The following is a 15,175-nucleotide window of genomic DNA, read 5'->3' as shown; positions in this document are numbered from 1 at the left end:
AATGACCCATTTAGAATATTTAGAATCACAATCCATCCATATCATCCGCGAGGTAATAGCTGAGTTTGAAAAACCAGCTATGCTTTATAGTATAGGTAAAGATAGCTCGGTTATGCTTCATCTTTTACAAAAAGCATTTTACCCAAGCTTACCTCCACTTCCTTTAGTGCATGTAGATACTACATGGAAATTTAAAGAGATGATAGAATTTAGAGACAAACGTGCCAAAGAGCTTGGTATGGAGCTTATTATCTATCAAAACCCTAAAATCAAAGAATTAAATCTTTCTCCATTTATACATGGTTCATCCATGCATACAGATATTGCTAAAACACAAGGTTTAAAACAAATGCTTGATTTATATCAGTTTGATGCAGTATTTGGTGGTGCAAGAAGAGATGAAGAGAAATCGCGCGCAAAAGAAAGAATTTATTCTTTTCGTGATGAAAATCATTCATGGGATCCAAAAAATCAACGCCCGGAATTATGGGATATTTACAACGGTCGTCATAAAAAAGGTGAATCCATAAGAGTTTTTCCATTGAGTAATTGGACTGAGCTTGATATATGGCAGTATATTTACAAAGAAAATATTCCTTTGCCAAGTCTTTATTTTGCTAAAAAGCGACTGGTAGTAGAATACATGGGGGCTAAAATTTTGGTTGATGATGAGCGTATGCCAAAAGAACTTGCTAAAAATGCTAAAGAAGAATTAGTTCGTTTTAGAACCCTAGGTTGCTATCCGCTAACAGGAGCTATAAATTCAAGCGCTAGCAATGTCTTAGAAATCATCGAAGAGCTTTTGCTTTCTAAAACAAGTGAAAGACAAGGTAGACTTATAGACACTGATGAAGAAGCAAGTATGGAAAAAAAGAAAAAAGAGGGGTATTTTTAATGAAAACAAATGTAGAAAAATACCTAAAAGAACATGAAAATAAAGAGCTTTGTAGATTTATCACTTGTGGTAGTGTAGATGATGGTAAATCTACCCTTATAGGTAGAATGCTTTATGATGCAAAAATGCTTTTTGAAGATCAAATTTTATCTTTAGAAAAAGATAGCAAAAAGCTTGGTAATGCAGGAGAAAAGCTTGATTTTGCACTTTTAGTAGATGGTCTTGCAAGCGAGAGAGAGCAAGGTATAACCATAGATGTAGCATATAGATTTTTCACAAGTGAAAAAAGAAAATTCATCATAGCAGATACTCCAGGCCATGAGCAATACACTAGAAACATGGCAACAGGTGCTAGTACAGCTGATATTGCTATCATACTTGTAGATGCAAGAAAAGGGGTTTTAGCTCAAACCAAAAGACATTCTTATATAGCGAGTTTGCTTGGTATAAAACAATTTATTATTGCTGTAAATAAAATGGATTTGATTGATTATAATCAAGAAATTTTTAATACAATCTGTAAAAATTATCAAGAAATTTTACCATGCTTAAAAAATCATGAGCATATTAAAACCCACTTTGTTCCTATATGTGCATTAGATGGAGACAACATAGCTTCTAAAAGTATTAATATGCCTTGGTATAGTGGAAAAACCTTATCTGAGCTTTTAGATACTTTGCCTATTGCTACTAGTTTAAGTGATGAGTTTATCATGAGTGTGCAATATGTCAATCGCCCTCATTTAAATTTTAGAGGTTTTTGTGGAAATATTGCTAGTGGTAGTATAAATATCAAAGATGAAGTTGTGATTTTATCTTCTTTAAAAACAAGTAAAGTAAAACAAATTATCACACCTAGTATTAAAAACTTGAATGTACCCGATAAAAATGAAAAAATTCAAAGTGCTAAAAATGTTAGCTTTCCAAGTGCTATAACTTTAACTTTAGAAGATGAGATAGACATTTCAAGAGGCGATGTAATAGCTTCTAAAAATCATAGTATAGAAATTTCAAATTCTTTTAAAGCTATGGTGATATGGATGAGTGAGGTTAAATTTAATTTAAATGAAAACTATCTTATCAAAATAGCAAATTTAACTACTAATGCAGTATTTGAAAAAATTGATTTTAAAAAAGACATTAATACTTTCAAAGAATTTCAAAGCGATGAATTAAAACTCAATGATATTGCTAAATGCACCTTAAAGCTTAATAAAAAAACAGCCCTTAAAGCTTATAAGGACAATAGGACTTTAGGAAGCTTTATCATCATAGATAAATACTCTAATGAAACCTTAGCAGCGGGTATGGTAGAAGAAATTTTAGCAAGCGAAGAAAAGAGTAGAATTTATACTCAAGCAGAAATAGAACTTAATGCTTATATTAGAAAAAACTATCCTGAGTGGGGATGTAAAAAAATATGAAAATTATTGTTGCATTAAGTATTTTAATTTTGCTTCTTTTGCTAATTAGTAATAAAATCAAACCTTTTATTTTATTTGGTAGTGTAGCTGTGCTTTATTATCTTTTGGGGTATTTAAATTTAAGTACTTGGCTTAGCTCTTACACGAGTGAATCTTTGATAGTGCTTGTTTTGCTTTTGTTAGTTTCACTAGCTATAGAAAAAAGCGTTGTGATAAGTTGGTGTTCTAAATTTATCATAGGTAAAAATTATCATCTATCACTTTTAAAGCTTGGAGTTGTTACAGCTAGTATTTCAGCTTTTTTAAATAATACTGCAGTAGTGGCAAGTTTTATGAGTATTATAAAAAATAACAAATTTCAAGCTCCTTCTAAACTACTCATCCCTCTTTCATATTTTTCCATAGTTGGTGGAACTATGACTTTGATAGGCACTTCAACTAATTTGATAGTCAATTCTTTTGTAGTGCAAAATGGTTTGGAAAGTTTAAAGATTTTTGATTTTTTTGCGGTAGGTTTTTGTATAAGTGTTGGAGTGCTTATAGTGCTTTTGATTTTTAGCTTTTTATTGCCTGAGTATAAAGAAAGAGAAAATGTCATTAATGAGTATTTAATTAATGCTAAGGTTTTAAACAATAGCTCATTAGTGGGAAAAACTATACAAGAAAATGGCTTAAGAAATTTAGAGTTTTTGTTTTTACTTGAAATTCAAAGAAAAGATGAGCTTATCGCCCCTGTTAGTCACAATGAGCTTATTAAAGAAGGAGATGAGTTAATTTTTAGTGGAGATATTACACATTTAGAGGCTTTGAAAAAATTTGATGGCTTGCAAATTGGCTCACAAGATTTAAAACTAGAAACATTAAATTTAATAGATGTTGTTATAAATTCTGAGTCAAATTTGATAGGAAAAAGCGTTAAAGAAGCAAATTTTAGAGCTAAATTTGATGCAGGGATTGTAGCCTTAAAAAGAGGCTCAAAAAATATTTCAAAAATTGGCCAAAGTTTATTACAAGCTGGAGATAGGCTTATTTTAAGTGTAGGTAAGGACTTTCACTCAAGAGATAATATCAATAAAAACTTTTACATTATCTCAAATATTATGCAAAATCAAAAGTTAAGTAATATCCAAAGTTTTATAGTGATTTTTGCGTTTTTAGTCATCATTGCTTTATCTGCTTTGGAGTTAGTGTCTTTGCTTAAAGCGTTGCTAGTGTTTCTAGCTTGCTTGTTTATATTCAAAATCATAAGTTTTGATGAAGTAAAAAGACGCTTTCCTTTGGAAATTTTTATCATAGTAGGATCTTCTTTAGCCATTACTAAAGTTTTAGTTGATAGTGGTTTAGCTAAAGATTTGGCTGAATTTGTTATAGGAACTTTTGGAGTGTATGGATTATATGGTAGTTTTGTGGGAATTTATCTTCTAACTTTGCTTTTAACTGAAATCATTACTAATAACGCTGCCGCAGCTTTGGCTTTTCCTATCGCTTATAGTACTGCTTTAGCGCTTGAAGTTAATCCAACTCCGTTTATATTAGCGGTTGCTTACGGGGCAAGTTGTGCTTTTTTAATGCCACATGGTTATCAAACTCACTTGATGGTAGGTTCAATTTGTGGGTATAAAACTACTGATTTTATAAAAATAGGATGGATAGTTTCTTTGACTTATTCAGCTATTGTTTTAACTATAATTCCGGTATTTTTTAGTTTTTAAGGAAAAAAATGAGCAAAAATTTAACTTGGCATACAAGTAGCATTACAAAAACTCAAAGAGCTAAACTTAAAAATCAAAAACCATATGTTTTATGGTTTAGTGGGCTTAGTGGTAGTGGCAAATCTACTTTGGCTAATGCGGTTGAAAAAAAACTTTTTGAGCAAGGTTTTCATACTTATCTTTTAGATGGAGATAATGTGCGTCATGGACTTAATAAAGATTTGGGCTTTGATGAGGCTTCAAGAGTAGAAAACATAAGACGCATAGGAGAAGTATGTAAGCTTTTTATAGATGCTGGTATGATAGTACTTTGCGCTTTTATATCGCCTTTTGAAAAAGATAGAAAGCTTATAAAAGATCTTTTAGATAATGAATATATAGAAATATTTGTTGATACACCTTTGGAAATTTGTGAAAAAAGAGATCCAAAAGGACTTTATAAAAAAGCAAGAAACGGAGAGATTAAAAATTTCACAGGTATAGACAGTCCTTATGAAAAACCTAAAAACCCACATATACACATAACAAAAGAAGATCTTAATGAGAATGTGGATATGATTTTGAGATTTTTAAATGGGAAGTATAAATGACTGCTTATGTACATATAGGGACTATGAAAACAGGGACTTCAAGTATACAAAATTTCTTATATTTAAATCGTAGTTTATTGCAAAAACAGAATTATTATTATCCCATTAGTATAAAAAACATTGGTAGATTGAATGATCATAATCCTTTTGCGCACAAATTTAATACTTTATTAAATAAGACAGATGATTTGAAAATATTTTCTAGGGAATTTAAGAATTTAAATAATGAAATTAAGATGTGTAATTGTGATAAAATTATTATTTCTATGGAAAATGTACAATGGTTATTGAATTCTCAACAAAAAATAAAATATTTTTATAATTTTCTAATATATATTTTCGATAATATAAAAATTATTGTATATTTAAGAGATGTTGCTGAGTTGTTTATATCTATGTGTTCGCAGGCTATCAAGGATAATAGTCATTTGGACTATCATTTTTTATATCCTTACCAAAACGAAAAATCAAAAATTTTAAGCGATTATAAGCAAACACTACAGTGGTGGGGAGAAATTTTTGGTAAAGAAAATTTAATTGTAAGACTGTTTAATAAAAATGAATTTTATCGAGGAGATTTATTAAAAGACTTTATATATAGTGTAGATTTGAAATGGGATGAGAAATTTCAAATTCCAATAAAAGAGAATGAAACTTTGGATTTAATAGGATTTGAGCTTTTAAGTAGGGTTAATAGATTAAACCCTTTTATGTTTAAAAGTAGATATTTTGATATAGTTGAGTATTTTGATAGAAATTGTACAAATGTAAAACAATATCCTCATCTTAAATTTCAGCCTTCAAAAGAGGTGGTGCAATCTTATATAGATTATTTCGAAGAGTCAAACGAATGGGTAAGAAAAGAATTCTTTCCTCATAAAGAAAGATTATTTCCTAAAAAAGATTTAATCAATTATAAAGAAAATTATGAACTCAAAGAAATGAAACCAGAGTATTGGGATAAAATAGCTGAATTTATAGCTGATATTGTTAAAACAAAAAATCAAAATATCGCAGATAAAATTAATATTATTCAGAATAAAGATAAAATTATTACCGATCAAACTGCTCAAATAAAATCCTTACAAGTAAATATAAAAGAAAAAGATAATATTATAAAATCTAATATAGTTCATATTAATCAATTACAAAGCAACATGCAAGAAAATTTAACTCAGCTCAATCAATCCCAATCTAAATTATCTTTTCAAACTAAATATGGTACAGTCAAATCTCGCATCCAAAATCAACTCTCTTATAAGCTAGGTCAAGCTATGATAGTAAATTCAAAATCTATATTAGGTTGCTTAATAATGCCTATGGTATTATTAAGTGTAATAATTTCACACAAACAAGAACAAAAAATCTATCAAGAAAAAATAAAAAAAGATCCTTCTTTAAAATTACCTCCATTAGAAAACTATCCTGATTATCAAGAAGTCTTAAAACTTAAAAATCATCTTTCTTATAAACTTGGACAAGCTCTCATACAAGCTAATAAAACTTGGTATAAGGGAGGGTATGTTAAGATGTGGTTTGAAGTAAGGAAGTTGAAAAGAAAATTCAGAAATAAAATTTGATATAATCTTTCTTTTAATTAAAGAGAAATTATGAAATTTTATACCACGTCTAAAAGATTAAAGGAAAATGTTAAAAATTTTTATAAAATAACTTTATATTGTATTTATAAAAATATCACAAAAGAAGATGTTTTTGTAGGTTGGGGTAGAAAAAAATCAGGTTTAAAAGCTGTAGAACTAGCTAAAAAATATAATATAAAATTTTTACTTTTGGAAGATGGTTTTTTGCGCTCATTAAATTTAGGTGTAGAAAATAGTCCAAGTTTTTCTATTGTCAAAGATGATGTGGGAATTTATTACGATGCAACTGCACCATCTAAACTTGAAAATATTTTAAATACTTACGAATTTAGTTCTGAAGAGCTAGAGCAAGCAAAAAAAGCCATAGAACTCATAAAAAAAGAAAAACTTAGCAAGTATAATAATAATCTTTGTTTACCAAAAGAGCTTTTTAACGCTAATGAAGAACGCGTATTAATCATCACTCAAGTAGCAAACGATACTTCTCTTAAATTTGGCCTAGCTGATAATTTTTCAACTCAAGATATTATAAATGAAGCTATCAAAGAAAACCCAAATGCTAAAATATACATTAAAATTCATCCTGATGTATTAAGTGGTAAAAAGCAAAGTGATTTTAACGCACAAGATTTACCAAGCAAATGTGTAGTTATAAAAGAAAACTATAATCCTATAGAATTGTTAAGTCATTTTAAAAAAGTTTACACTAAGACTTCTGGCATGGGTTTTGAAGCTTTGATGTTAAAACGAGAATGTGTGTGTTATGGCATGCCTTTTTATGCAGGTTGGGGTTTAACTCAAGATAAGCAAGCGTGTAAAAGAAGGTTAAAAAAAAGAAGTTTAGAAGAGGTTTTTTGTGCTGCTTATATTTTATATAGTGAGTATTTTAATCCTTACTTAAATCAAAAAAGTGATATTTTTGATACTATTTATACTTTAGCAAAGTATAAAAAGATAGAACAAGCTAATTCAAATACTTTGTATTTTTTAGGTTTTACTTTGTGGAAGCGTTGGTTTATGAGACCATTTTTTAAAGCCAAGAATAATAAAATCATTTTTTTAAACTCACTAGCTGCACTTTATAAAGCGAATTTAAATCCTGAAGATAAAATTTTTATTTGGGGTAAAAAGTATGATAAAACTTTATTGGCTAAAGATTTTAATAATGAGATTTTCTTAGTGGAAGATGGTTTTTTACGCTCTGTTTTTTTAGGTTCAGATCTTACACGCCCTTTTTCTTTGATAATAGATTCTAAAGGTTTGTATGTTGATCCAAGTAAGTCAAGCGATTTAGAAGATATTTTACAAAATCATATTTTTGATGAGAGTTTAAAACAAAGAGCTAAAAAACTCATCGCTATCATCACGCAAAATAAATTTTCAAAGTATAATGGCTTAAAGCATGAAAAAATAAATTTTAATACCAACAAAAAAATCATCTTAATCCCAGCTCAAGTAGAAGACGATGCTTCTATGATCTTAGGTGGTGCAGGTTTTGATACCTTAAAACTTCTACAAAGCGTAAGAAAGGCTAATGAAAATGCCTTCATAGTTTTTAAACCTCACCCTGATGTATTAAGTGGTAACCGCAAAGGTTTAAAAGATAAAAGTATTATTTTAAAATATTGCGATGAGATTATAGAAAATGTCAGTATAGATAGTGCTATCAATGCGAGTGATGAAGTCCACACTATAACCTCTACAAGCGGTTTTGATGCTCTTTTGCGTGGCAAAAAAGTAGTGGTGTATGGTAAGCCTTTTTATGCAGGTTGGGGTTTGACAAGCGATTTACATAAAATTCCAAGACGCACAAGAGTGCTTAGCTTAGAAGAGCTTGTTGTTGGGGTTTTGATCCTTTATCCAAGATACATCCATCCAAAAAGTAAAAATTTATGTGAAGTTGAGCTTGCATTAGATATAATGTTAAAAATGCAAAAAGATTATTTTTCTAAATTTTATTTGCGTTGGTTTATGGATATAAGAATTTATATATTAAGAAAAATAAGAAGATTAGTAGAATTTGTTTTGATTAGATGAATTTAAGTAAAAAGTTAAAAAAATTTTCTGGTAAAAATGTTTTATTGCTCCAAGGACCTGTGGGAGGATTTTTTCGTAAAATTGCTACAAAAATTCCAAAAGCTAAGGTTTATAAAGTAAATTTTAATGGTGGAGATTTTTTCTTTTATCCTTTTAAAAGCATTAACTATACTAAAAGCTTAGCCGAGCTTGAAGACTTTTATAAAAAGCTTTTTGAAGAAAAACAAATTCAAGTTATCATTATGTATAATGATTGTAGAAAAGTGCATGAGATAGCCATTAATGTTGCTAAGCAAATGGGTATTGAAGTATGGATTTTTGAAGAAGGTTATATAAGACCAAACTTCATTACTTTTGAAAAAGATGGAGTGAATGCAAACTCCACTTTACCAAGAGAAAAAGAATTTTATCTAAGTCAGAAAAAATTTGATAAAGATTTTAAATTTAAAACTTTCTCAAGCACTTTTAGAAATATGGCCTTTGCTTCATTTTTATACTGGCTTTTTGCTTTTTTATTTTCTTGGTATTTTAATAATTCTTTACATCATAGAAGTTTAAAACTATTTGACTTTTTACCTTGGCTTTGCTCAATATATAGAAAAAACAAATACAAAATCACAGAAAAAAGTTTAAACGAAAAAATTCTTTCTCTAAAACAAAAGTATTTTTTAGCTATTTTACAAGTGCATAATGATACTCAACTCTCCCATCATTATAAAAAAACTACAGAAAAATTTATAGAAGAGGTGATTATCTCTTTTGCTAATCATGCCAAAGCAAAGTCATACCTAGTTTTTAAACACCATCCTATGGATCGTGGCTATAGGGACTATACTAAGCTTATAGAAGATTTGAGTTTAAAATACAATGTCGAGGGTAGAATTTTATATATACATGACTTACACTTACCTACACTCTTAATCAATGCAAGAGGCACTATAGTGATAAATAGCACAGTAGGGCTTTCTGCTTTATATCATAATAGCCCTTTAAAAGTTATGGGAAAAGCCTTTTATGATATAGAAGGTTTGACTTATCAAAAAAGCTTGCATGCTTTTTGGAAAGAGTGTAGGGCATATAAACCCGATGCTGTTTTGCATGCTAAATTTAGAAATTATGTGATATATAAAACCCAAGTCAATGGGAATTTTTTCAAAAATACTAGTTTAGATTAAATTTTCTTTTTATAGTTTTTTGCAATTTTTTTCAGTTTAAAAGGTAAGCTTAAATAGCCTATTTTAAAAGGGGTTCTTGAAGCTTGCAAAAGTGCATTACCTAAAAGATAAGGCAAGTGTGTTTTGGCTATTTGAGCGTGTTTGTAGTCTGCATAGGCTTTTAGTGGTGGTAGATTTTTTTGATCTTTTTGATTTTTAAAATGATCTTTTTTGACTTTTCTTAGTTCAAAGGGTATTTTAAAATACCCTAGATAACTTTTGCTATTTTTCATGATAGCTTCTCCAAGCTTATAGCTTAATCTTTCTTTTATCCTTAAACTAGCTCCATAAAGTTTATTGTTTTGGTGGATAAATATCTCATATTCATTTTTTAAGCCTTTGTGATTTAAAAAACGCAAAAGATTATGATTTTGACTTTGTAAAAATGTTTGCATATCAAGTTTTTTTAGTTCATGGTATTCTAGCACTAATTCTTTATAAAATGCTATAGGTGGTATCAAAAGCTCATAAGCATTTATAAGTTGAATTTTACATTCAATTTTTTTATCATCATCTTTTTCTAAAAGTAAAATTCCTATTAAGTCCACATAATCAAGTCTTGGTGTTTTTTCATTTGCTATGCTTAAGCCCGAACTTTCCTCGCTTTGCTTGATAATTTGTGTATTAACATACAAAAAGGTTTGCTCATCACAAATTGCTTTTTCATTTTGTATATCTTGAAAAGTATTGATAAGTCCAAAATTTTTTACTAATTTAAAAGATGAGTTTTCAATGCTTATAGATGATATAGCATGGGTTGATAAACTGGCGTGATTCCAAGTGTGTATGCCTAAGATTTGATAATTTTTGAACTCTTTTGGAAAAATGATTTTTTCATTAGCTTTAATCTTTGTAGTTTTTTCACAAAAAAATGAGTTTTTATGCTCTATTTTAGTTGAATTTGATGGCGTAAAGATATGAAATTTTCTTTTTGAGCAAATGATATTTTCTTTGGATTTTTTAAAGCTGTGTAAATTTTTAATGATGTTTTTACCAAGCTCTTGCATAGCTAGTGGCATAGGGTGGAATTTATAGTTTTGATCAAAATCATAAAGATTATTTTTTTGGTAGTAAAGATCTACATCGATTAGATTAAAACCATAATGAGCACAATTTTTCCTGTGAGCTTCATTGATAGCTTTTGATTTATCATTACAAGCTGGTATGGGGAGTATAAGTACTATAGTAATTTTGTTTGCTTTGTAAAGTTCTTCGTAAAAATAATCAATATTTCTAAGTATAATATTTAAACTCATATGGCTTAAATAATCATTGATATTTGATTCACTGATGAGAAAATCACTTTTATTTATAGTTTTTTCATGGCGTATTAATTCATAAAGATTTTGTAAAGAAGTACTAAGTCCTAAAGCGTAATTATGTAATGTAATGTCTTTATTTTCAAGACCTATCCTAAGACCATTTTTAACTACACTATTACTACCACCTAGTAAGATTACATCCATAAATTCTTTCTTTATTTTTTTAATTTTTATTTATTTTATAAAATATTTTTTAATGAATAATTTCAGAGTAAAAACCCCTCATTTTATCTTTAAATAGGTATTTGACAAAGATAACAACTTTAGCTATATTTTTAAATTCAGTATTAAATTTACTTAGGATGTTGATGGAAAAAATATGCCAAAAAAGAGATGTTTTTTATATAGCTGGTTATGATCCTAGAGGATATAGGCATTATTATGCTATGTTTAAAAAAAATTTAGCTGAGCAGAATATACTTTTAAATTATGATTATACTTTATCAAAAGCTCAAGTTAATATTTATCCTTTTTGGCAAATTCAAACCCCACATACAAGTACTTCTTACACCTTTTTAAGCTGGAATGATATAGTCAAAAAAAACTGGTCAGAGGGTATAAAAGATGCTCTGAGTGATTGTTATAGTTTTTTTAGAATTTATACCATCACAGGGCTTTTTTTAAAATTTGGTAAAGAATCCCCACATCAACTTATCACAGGTTATTATCCATTTTTTTATATGCTTTTGAGTTTGATTTTTACTTTATTTTGTGCTTTTGGAAGTTTATTTTATTTGCAAAATTTTCATATTATTTTAGGAATTTTAGCTTTTGTTTTATCGTTAGTGTTTTTACCAAAAATGCTTTATAAATTAGGCAAGAAATTAGCTGTTTTTTGGATAGCTAGAATTTGTTCTTTTTGTGCAAACTGGGAGAAAAATTCTCAAGGTGAACTTGAGTTAAGAATGGATGATTTTGCTAGAGTTATTTTTGAAAAACTAAAAGAAAATGCAAATGATAAAAACTATGAGCTCATCTTAAGCGCACATAGCGTAGGAACAGTACTTTGTATAAATGTTTTAGCAAAAGTGCTTAGAAAATGTGAAAAAGAAAATATTTCTTTTGAAAATTTAAAAGTTTTAACTTTGGGTGAGTGTATACCTTTGGTAAGCTATCAAAAAAGATCTTTTGAGTTTAGAAAAGACTTAGAGTATTTGGGAAGTAAGAATTTAATATGGTATGATTTTACTTCTATTATTGATGGGGCTTGTTTTGCACAAGTTGATTTTATACGCACAAGCGGAGTGAAAACACAATTTAGTCCAAAATACCTTTCGGCTAAATTTCATACCTTATATAAAAACAAAGATTATAAAAAAATCAAAAAAGATAAATATAAAGCACATTTTTTATATTTATTTGCCACACAAATTCAAGGAGTATATAACTTTTTTGAATTTATTATAGGTAAAAATAAATTAGAAGAAAAAATCAAATAGGAGGAAAACATGGGTCAGTGTCCTTTTCATCCAAAGCCTTATAAAAATAAAGCTTCTACATTAACTACTTTTTTACTAAAAAGAAGATCTTGGCTTGATGGACTTTATGAGCGAAGCTATAAAATGATGATGGGTAGAGTAAAAATGCCTGGATTTGATCTATATGTAGTAAATGATCCAAAAGAAGTTAGACGCATTATGGTAGATGAGGTTAGAGAATATCCAAAAAGCCAACTTTTACATGAGCTTTTAGAACCACTTTTGGGTATAAGTATTTTTACAACTAATGATAGAGTATGGGAAAAGCAAAGAGAACTTTTAAGACCTTCTTTTGAAATGACAAGGATTTCTAAGGTTTTTAATTTGATGAGTGAAGCAGCTTCTGATATGATGGCAAGATTTGCAAAGTATGAAGATAAAGCGATTGTAGAAGTAGATGAAGCTATGACTTTTGTGACTGCAGATGTGATTTTTAGAACTATTATGTCATCAAAACTTGATGAGCAAAAAGGTAAACTTGTTTTGGATGCTTTTGTAACTGTGCAAGAAGAAACAGTTAAAACAGCTATGCGAAGAATGTTTCGCTTTCCAACTTGGCTTTCAAATCTTTTGGGCGAGAAAAAAAGACTTAAAGCAGGTGGAGTTATACGCAAGGTTTTATCAGATATTATAAAGCCAAGATATGATAATGCCCTAAATGATCAAGGAAAATATGAAGATATTTTATCATCATTGCTTATGGTGGTAGATGCAGATACTAATGAGAGATTTTCTTTTAATGAAATTTTAGACCAAGTTGCCATGCTTTTCTTAGCAGGCCATGAAACCACTGCAAGCTCGCTAACTTGGACGCTATATATTTTAAGTATTTCTCCAAATGAACAACAAAAAGTTTATGAAGAAATCATGCAAGTTGCGGGTGATGAAGAGTTTAAAATAGAACATATTAGAGCAATGAAATATCTTACAAATGTGTTTAAAGAAAGTTTAAGACTTTATCCACCAGTTGGCTTTTTTGCTAGAGAAGCAAGAAATGATAACAAAATGAGAGATAAGCTTATTAAAAAAGGTTCGGGTGTAGTGGTAGCTCCATGGCTTATTCATAGACATGATAGTTTTTGGGAAAATCCACATGAGTTTGATCCAAGTCGCCATGAAGATAAAAGCAAGATTAAAAAAGACACTTATATGCCTTTTGGCATGGGAGAGCGTGTGTGTATAGGGCAGGGTTTTGCTATGCAAGAGGCTGTTTTGATTTTAGCTAATATTTTAAGGACTTATAAGTTAGAATTAGAAGAAAATTTTATACCCGATATAGTAGGAAGACTTACTATAAGATCAGCAAATGGTATGAATATAAGATTTATAAAAAGGCAAAAATGAAAGAAAAATTAGCAGGAACTATACTACTTTGTGCTATCGTTCCTTTGGCGGTGATTAGTTATCTTTTTATTGTTATAGTGGGTACTTTTGGTAATCCTGCTAGGGTTAGACAAGGTGTGAGAGCACTTGATCATTTTGTCAATGCTACTTTGTTTAATGGTTATGCTTGGGAGTCTTTATCATCTCATGCTTGGAGAGAACGCGATAAAAGATGGGCTAAAATAGTTATTAAAATCACAGATTTTTTTGATAAAAATCATTGCCAAAAGGCAAATAAAAGAGAACAACCTATAGTAGATTTAGTTTTAGAAAGAAAGCTTACCGAACAAACTGTCGGTAAGCAACTTTAATTTTCTCCAAATAAAGCTTTAAGATTTTTAAATGCTTCTTCTTGGTTATTAGTTTTATCTTCATTATTTACTTCATTAAGCTCTATCTCATATCCAAGAAGCATGCTAGCTAAGCGTATATTAATACCACTTTTTCCTATGGCTTTACTTTTTTGCTCGCTATTTAGTGTTACAATAGCTTTTTTATCTTCAATGCTAACTGAGTTTATAATGGCTGGAGCTAAGCTTCTTGTGATTAAAATTGCCATTTCATTAGAATACTCAATGCAGTCGATATTTTCATTTTTTAATTCTTTGCTTACAGCATTGATTCTAACTCCTTTTATGCCTACAGTTGCTCCTACTGCATCAACGCTTGGACTATTAGCTTGTAAGATGATTTTTGCTCTCTCGCCTGGAATTCTTGCACTTGCATAAATATTTATAAGACCATCTTTGATTTCAGGAACTTCAGCTTTTAATAAAGCTTCTAAAAATTTAGGGCTAGTTCTACTAAGCTCCATTCTCATACCCGATTTATCAATATATACATGTCTAATAACAGCTTTAATCACATCGCCTACTTTAAATTTTTCACCTTTGATACGATTTTTTCTAGGTAAATATGCACGAAACTCATCAATTTCTACATAAGTATTTTCTTCACTATCTACCCTTACTACGCTACCAAAAACCATATGTCCTACCATTTTTTGGTATTTTTCATAGATTTTTTCTTCTAAGAGTTTTTGTATATTGTATTCTAATTCTTTATGTAAGATATTTACAGCAGTACGACCTAAATTTTCTAAAGAACATTCATAAGTTAGCTCATCACCAATTTCTACATCTTTAGCTTCAGTCCTTGCTTTACTTAAAGCGATAAAATGCTCATTTTCATTTTCTAATCTTTCATCATTATCAGCTACTACGATGATTTTTTGATAAAGTTGTAAATTTTTACCTGAATCAACAAAAAATTCATACTTATCGCCATAAATTTTCTTAGCAGTATTAATAAGTGCTTTTTTAACTCTTTCTCTTACATCTTCTATTTGTAAATTTTTCTCATTAGCAATGGATTCAATTATATCTGTGATTTTTTCCATAATGACAATACAACCTTAATTTTGGATTTTAAAAGTTTGAAGAATAAAATTATATCTTTAATAAGTTTAATTAAAAGTAAAATTTGCTATAATTTCAGATTAAAAAAACTTGAGGATGAT

At 29.0% G+C, this 15,175-nt stretch carries 12 protein-coding genes; 10 read left to right on the top strand and 2 right to left on the bottom strand.

What is annotated here, in order from left to right; genetic code table 11:
• The first annotated feature begins 1 nt into the window (after position 1).
• From cysD to L8X38_RS01690, 7 genes are read left to right on the top strand one after another with little or no spacing between them, the layout of a single operon-like run.
• Positions 2–895, top strand: coding sequence for a sulfate adenylyltransferase subunit CysD (gene cysD, locus L8X38_RS01720; protein WP_263661100.1), 894 nt, complete (start codon positions 2–4; stop codon positions 893–895).
• Positions 895–2,319, top strand: coding sequence for a sulfate adenylyltransferase subunit CysN (cysN, locus tag L8X38_RS01715; RefSeq protein ID WP_263661099.1), 1,425 nt, complete (start codon positions 895–897; stop codon positions 2,317–2,319). The genes cysD and cysN overlap by 1 nt, the downstream gene beginning before the upstream one ends.
• Entirely contained in the window at positions 2,316–4,031 is a 1,716-nt protein-coding gene (locus L8X38_RS01710; RefSeq protein WP_263661098.1) for an SLC13 family permease, read from the top strand. The genes cysN and L8X38_RS01710 overlap by 4 nt, the downstream gene beginning before the upstream one ends.
• 8 nt (positions 4,032–4,039) lie before the next feature.
• Entirely contained in the window at positions 4,040–4,621 is a 582-nt protein-coding gene (cysC, locus tag L8X38_RS01705; RefSeq protein WP_263661097.1) for an adenylyl-sulfate kinase, read from the top strand.
• The gene (locus L8X38_RS01700; RefSeq protein WP_263661096.1) at positions 4,618–6,201 is read left to right on the top strand and encodes a hypothetical protein; all 1,584 of its coding nucleotides are present in this window, start codon (positions 4,618–4,620) and stop codon (positions 6,199–6,201) included. Before cysC ends, L8X38_RS01700 begins: the two co-directional genes overlap by 4 nt.
• Positions 6,202–6,231: 30 nt before the next feature.
• On the top strand, positions 6,232–8,259 hold the full coding sequence (locus L8X38_RS01695; protein ID WP_263661095.1) for a capsular polysaccharide biosynthesis protein: 2,028 nt from the start codon (positions 6,232–6,234) through the stop codon (positions 8,257–8,259).
• Positions 8,256–9,434 (top strand): capsule biosynthesis protein, encoded by a 1,179-nt coding sequence (locus tag L8X38_RS01690; RefSeq protein WP_263661094.1) that lies wholly within the window; start codon positions 8,256–8,258, stop codon positions 9,432–9,434. Before L8X38_RS01695 ends, L8X38_RS01690 begins: the two co-directional genes overlap by 4 nt.
• Here L8X38_RS01690 and L8X38_RS01685 read toward each other — a convergent pair.
• Positions 9,431–10,939 carry an SGNH/GDSL hydrolase family protein gene (locus L8X38_RS01685; RefSeq protein WP_263661093.1) on the bottom strand — a complete coding sequence of 503 codons (1,509 nt, stop codon included), beginning with the start codon at positions 10,937–10,939 and terminating at the stop codon, positions 9,431–9,433. The two genes, L8X38_RS01690 and L8X38_RS01685, sit on opposite strands and share 4 nt — an antisense overlap.
• A 164-nt stretch (positions 10,940–11,103) precedes the next feature.
• Between L8X38_RS01685 and L8X38_RS01680 the strand changes: the two genes are divergently transcribed.
• From L8X38_RS01680 to L8X38_RS01670, 3 genes are read left to right on the top strand one after another with little or no spacing between them, the layout of a single operon-like run.
• The gene (locus L8X38_RS01680) at positions 11,104–12,234 is read left to right on the top strand and encodes a DUF829 domain-containing protein (RefSeq protein WP_263661092.1); all 1,131 of its coding nucleotides are present in this window, start codon (positions 11,104–11,106) and stop codon (positions 12,232–12,234) included.
• A 9-nt stretch (positions 12,235–12,243) separates the two neighbouring features.
• Positions 12,244–13,617: a cytochrome P450 gene (locus L8X38_RS01675; protein WP_263661091.1), complete on the top strand. Its 1,374-nt coding sequence runs from the start codon at positions 12,244–12,246 to the stop codon at positions 13,615–13,617.
• Positions 13,614–13,967, top strand: coding sequence for a membrane protein (locus tag L8X38_RS01670; RefSeq protein WP_039627957.1), 354 nt, complete (start codon positions 13,614–13,616; stop codon positions 13,965–13,967). The genes L8X38_RS01675 and L8X38_RS01670 overlap by 4 nt, the downstream gene beginning before the upstream one ends.
• On the opposite strand, the gene nusA is transcribed toward L8X38_RS01670, so the two are convergent.
• Positions 13,964–15,055, bottom strand: coding sequence for a transcription termination factor NusA (nusA, locus tag L8X38_RS01665; RefSeq protein WP_173788122.1), 1,092 nt, complete (start codon positions 15,053–15,055; stop codon positions 13,964–13,966). The two genes, L8X38_RS01670 and nusA, sit on opposite strands and share 4 nt — an antisense overlap.
• Positions 15,056–15,175: the final 120 nt, after the last annotated feature.

Origin of the sequence: Campylobacter sp. CNRCH_2014_2452, assembly GCF_025772865.1 — a bacterium.
In the GTDB taxonomy this organism is placed as follows: Bacteria; Campylobacterota; Campylobacteria; order Campylobacterales; family Campylobacteraceae; genus Campylobacter_D; species Campylobacter_D lari_D.
Note: the sequence above shows the minus strand (reverse complement) of the source record. Positions and strands in the feature narration are given on the sequence as shown.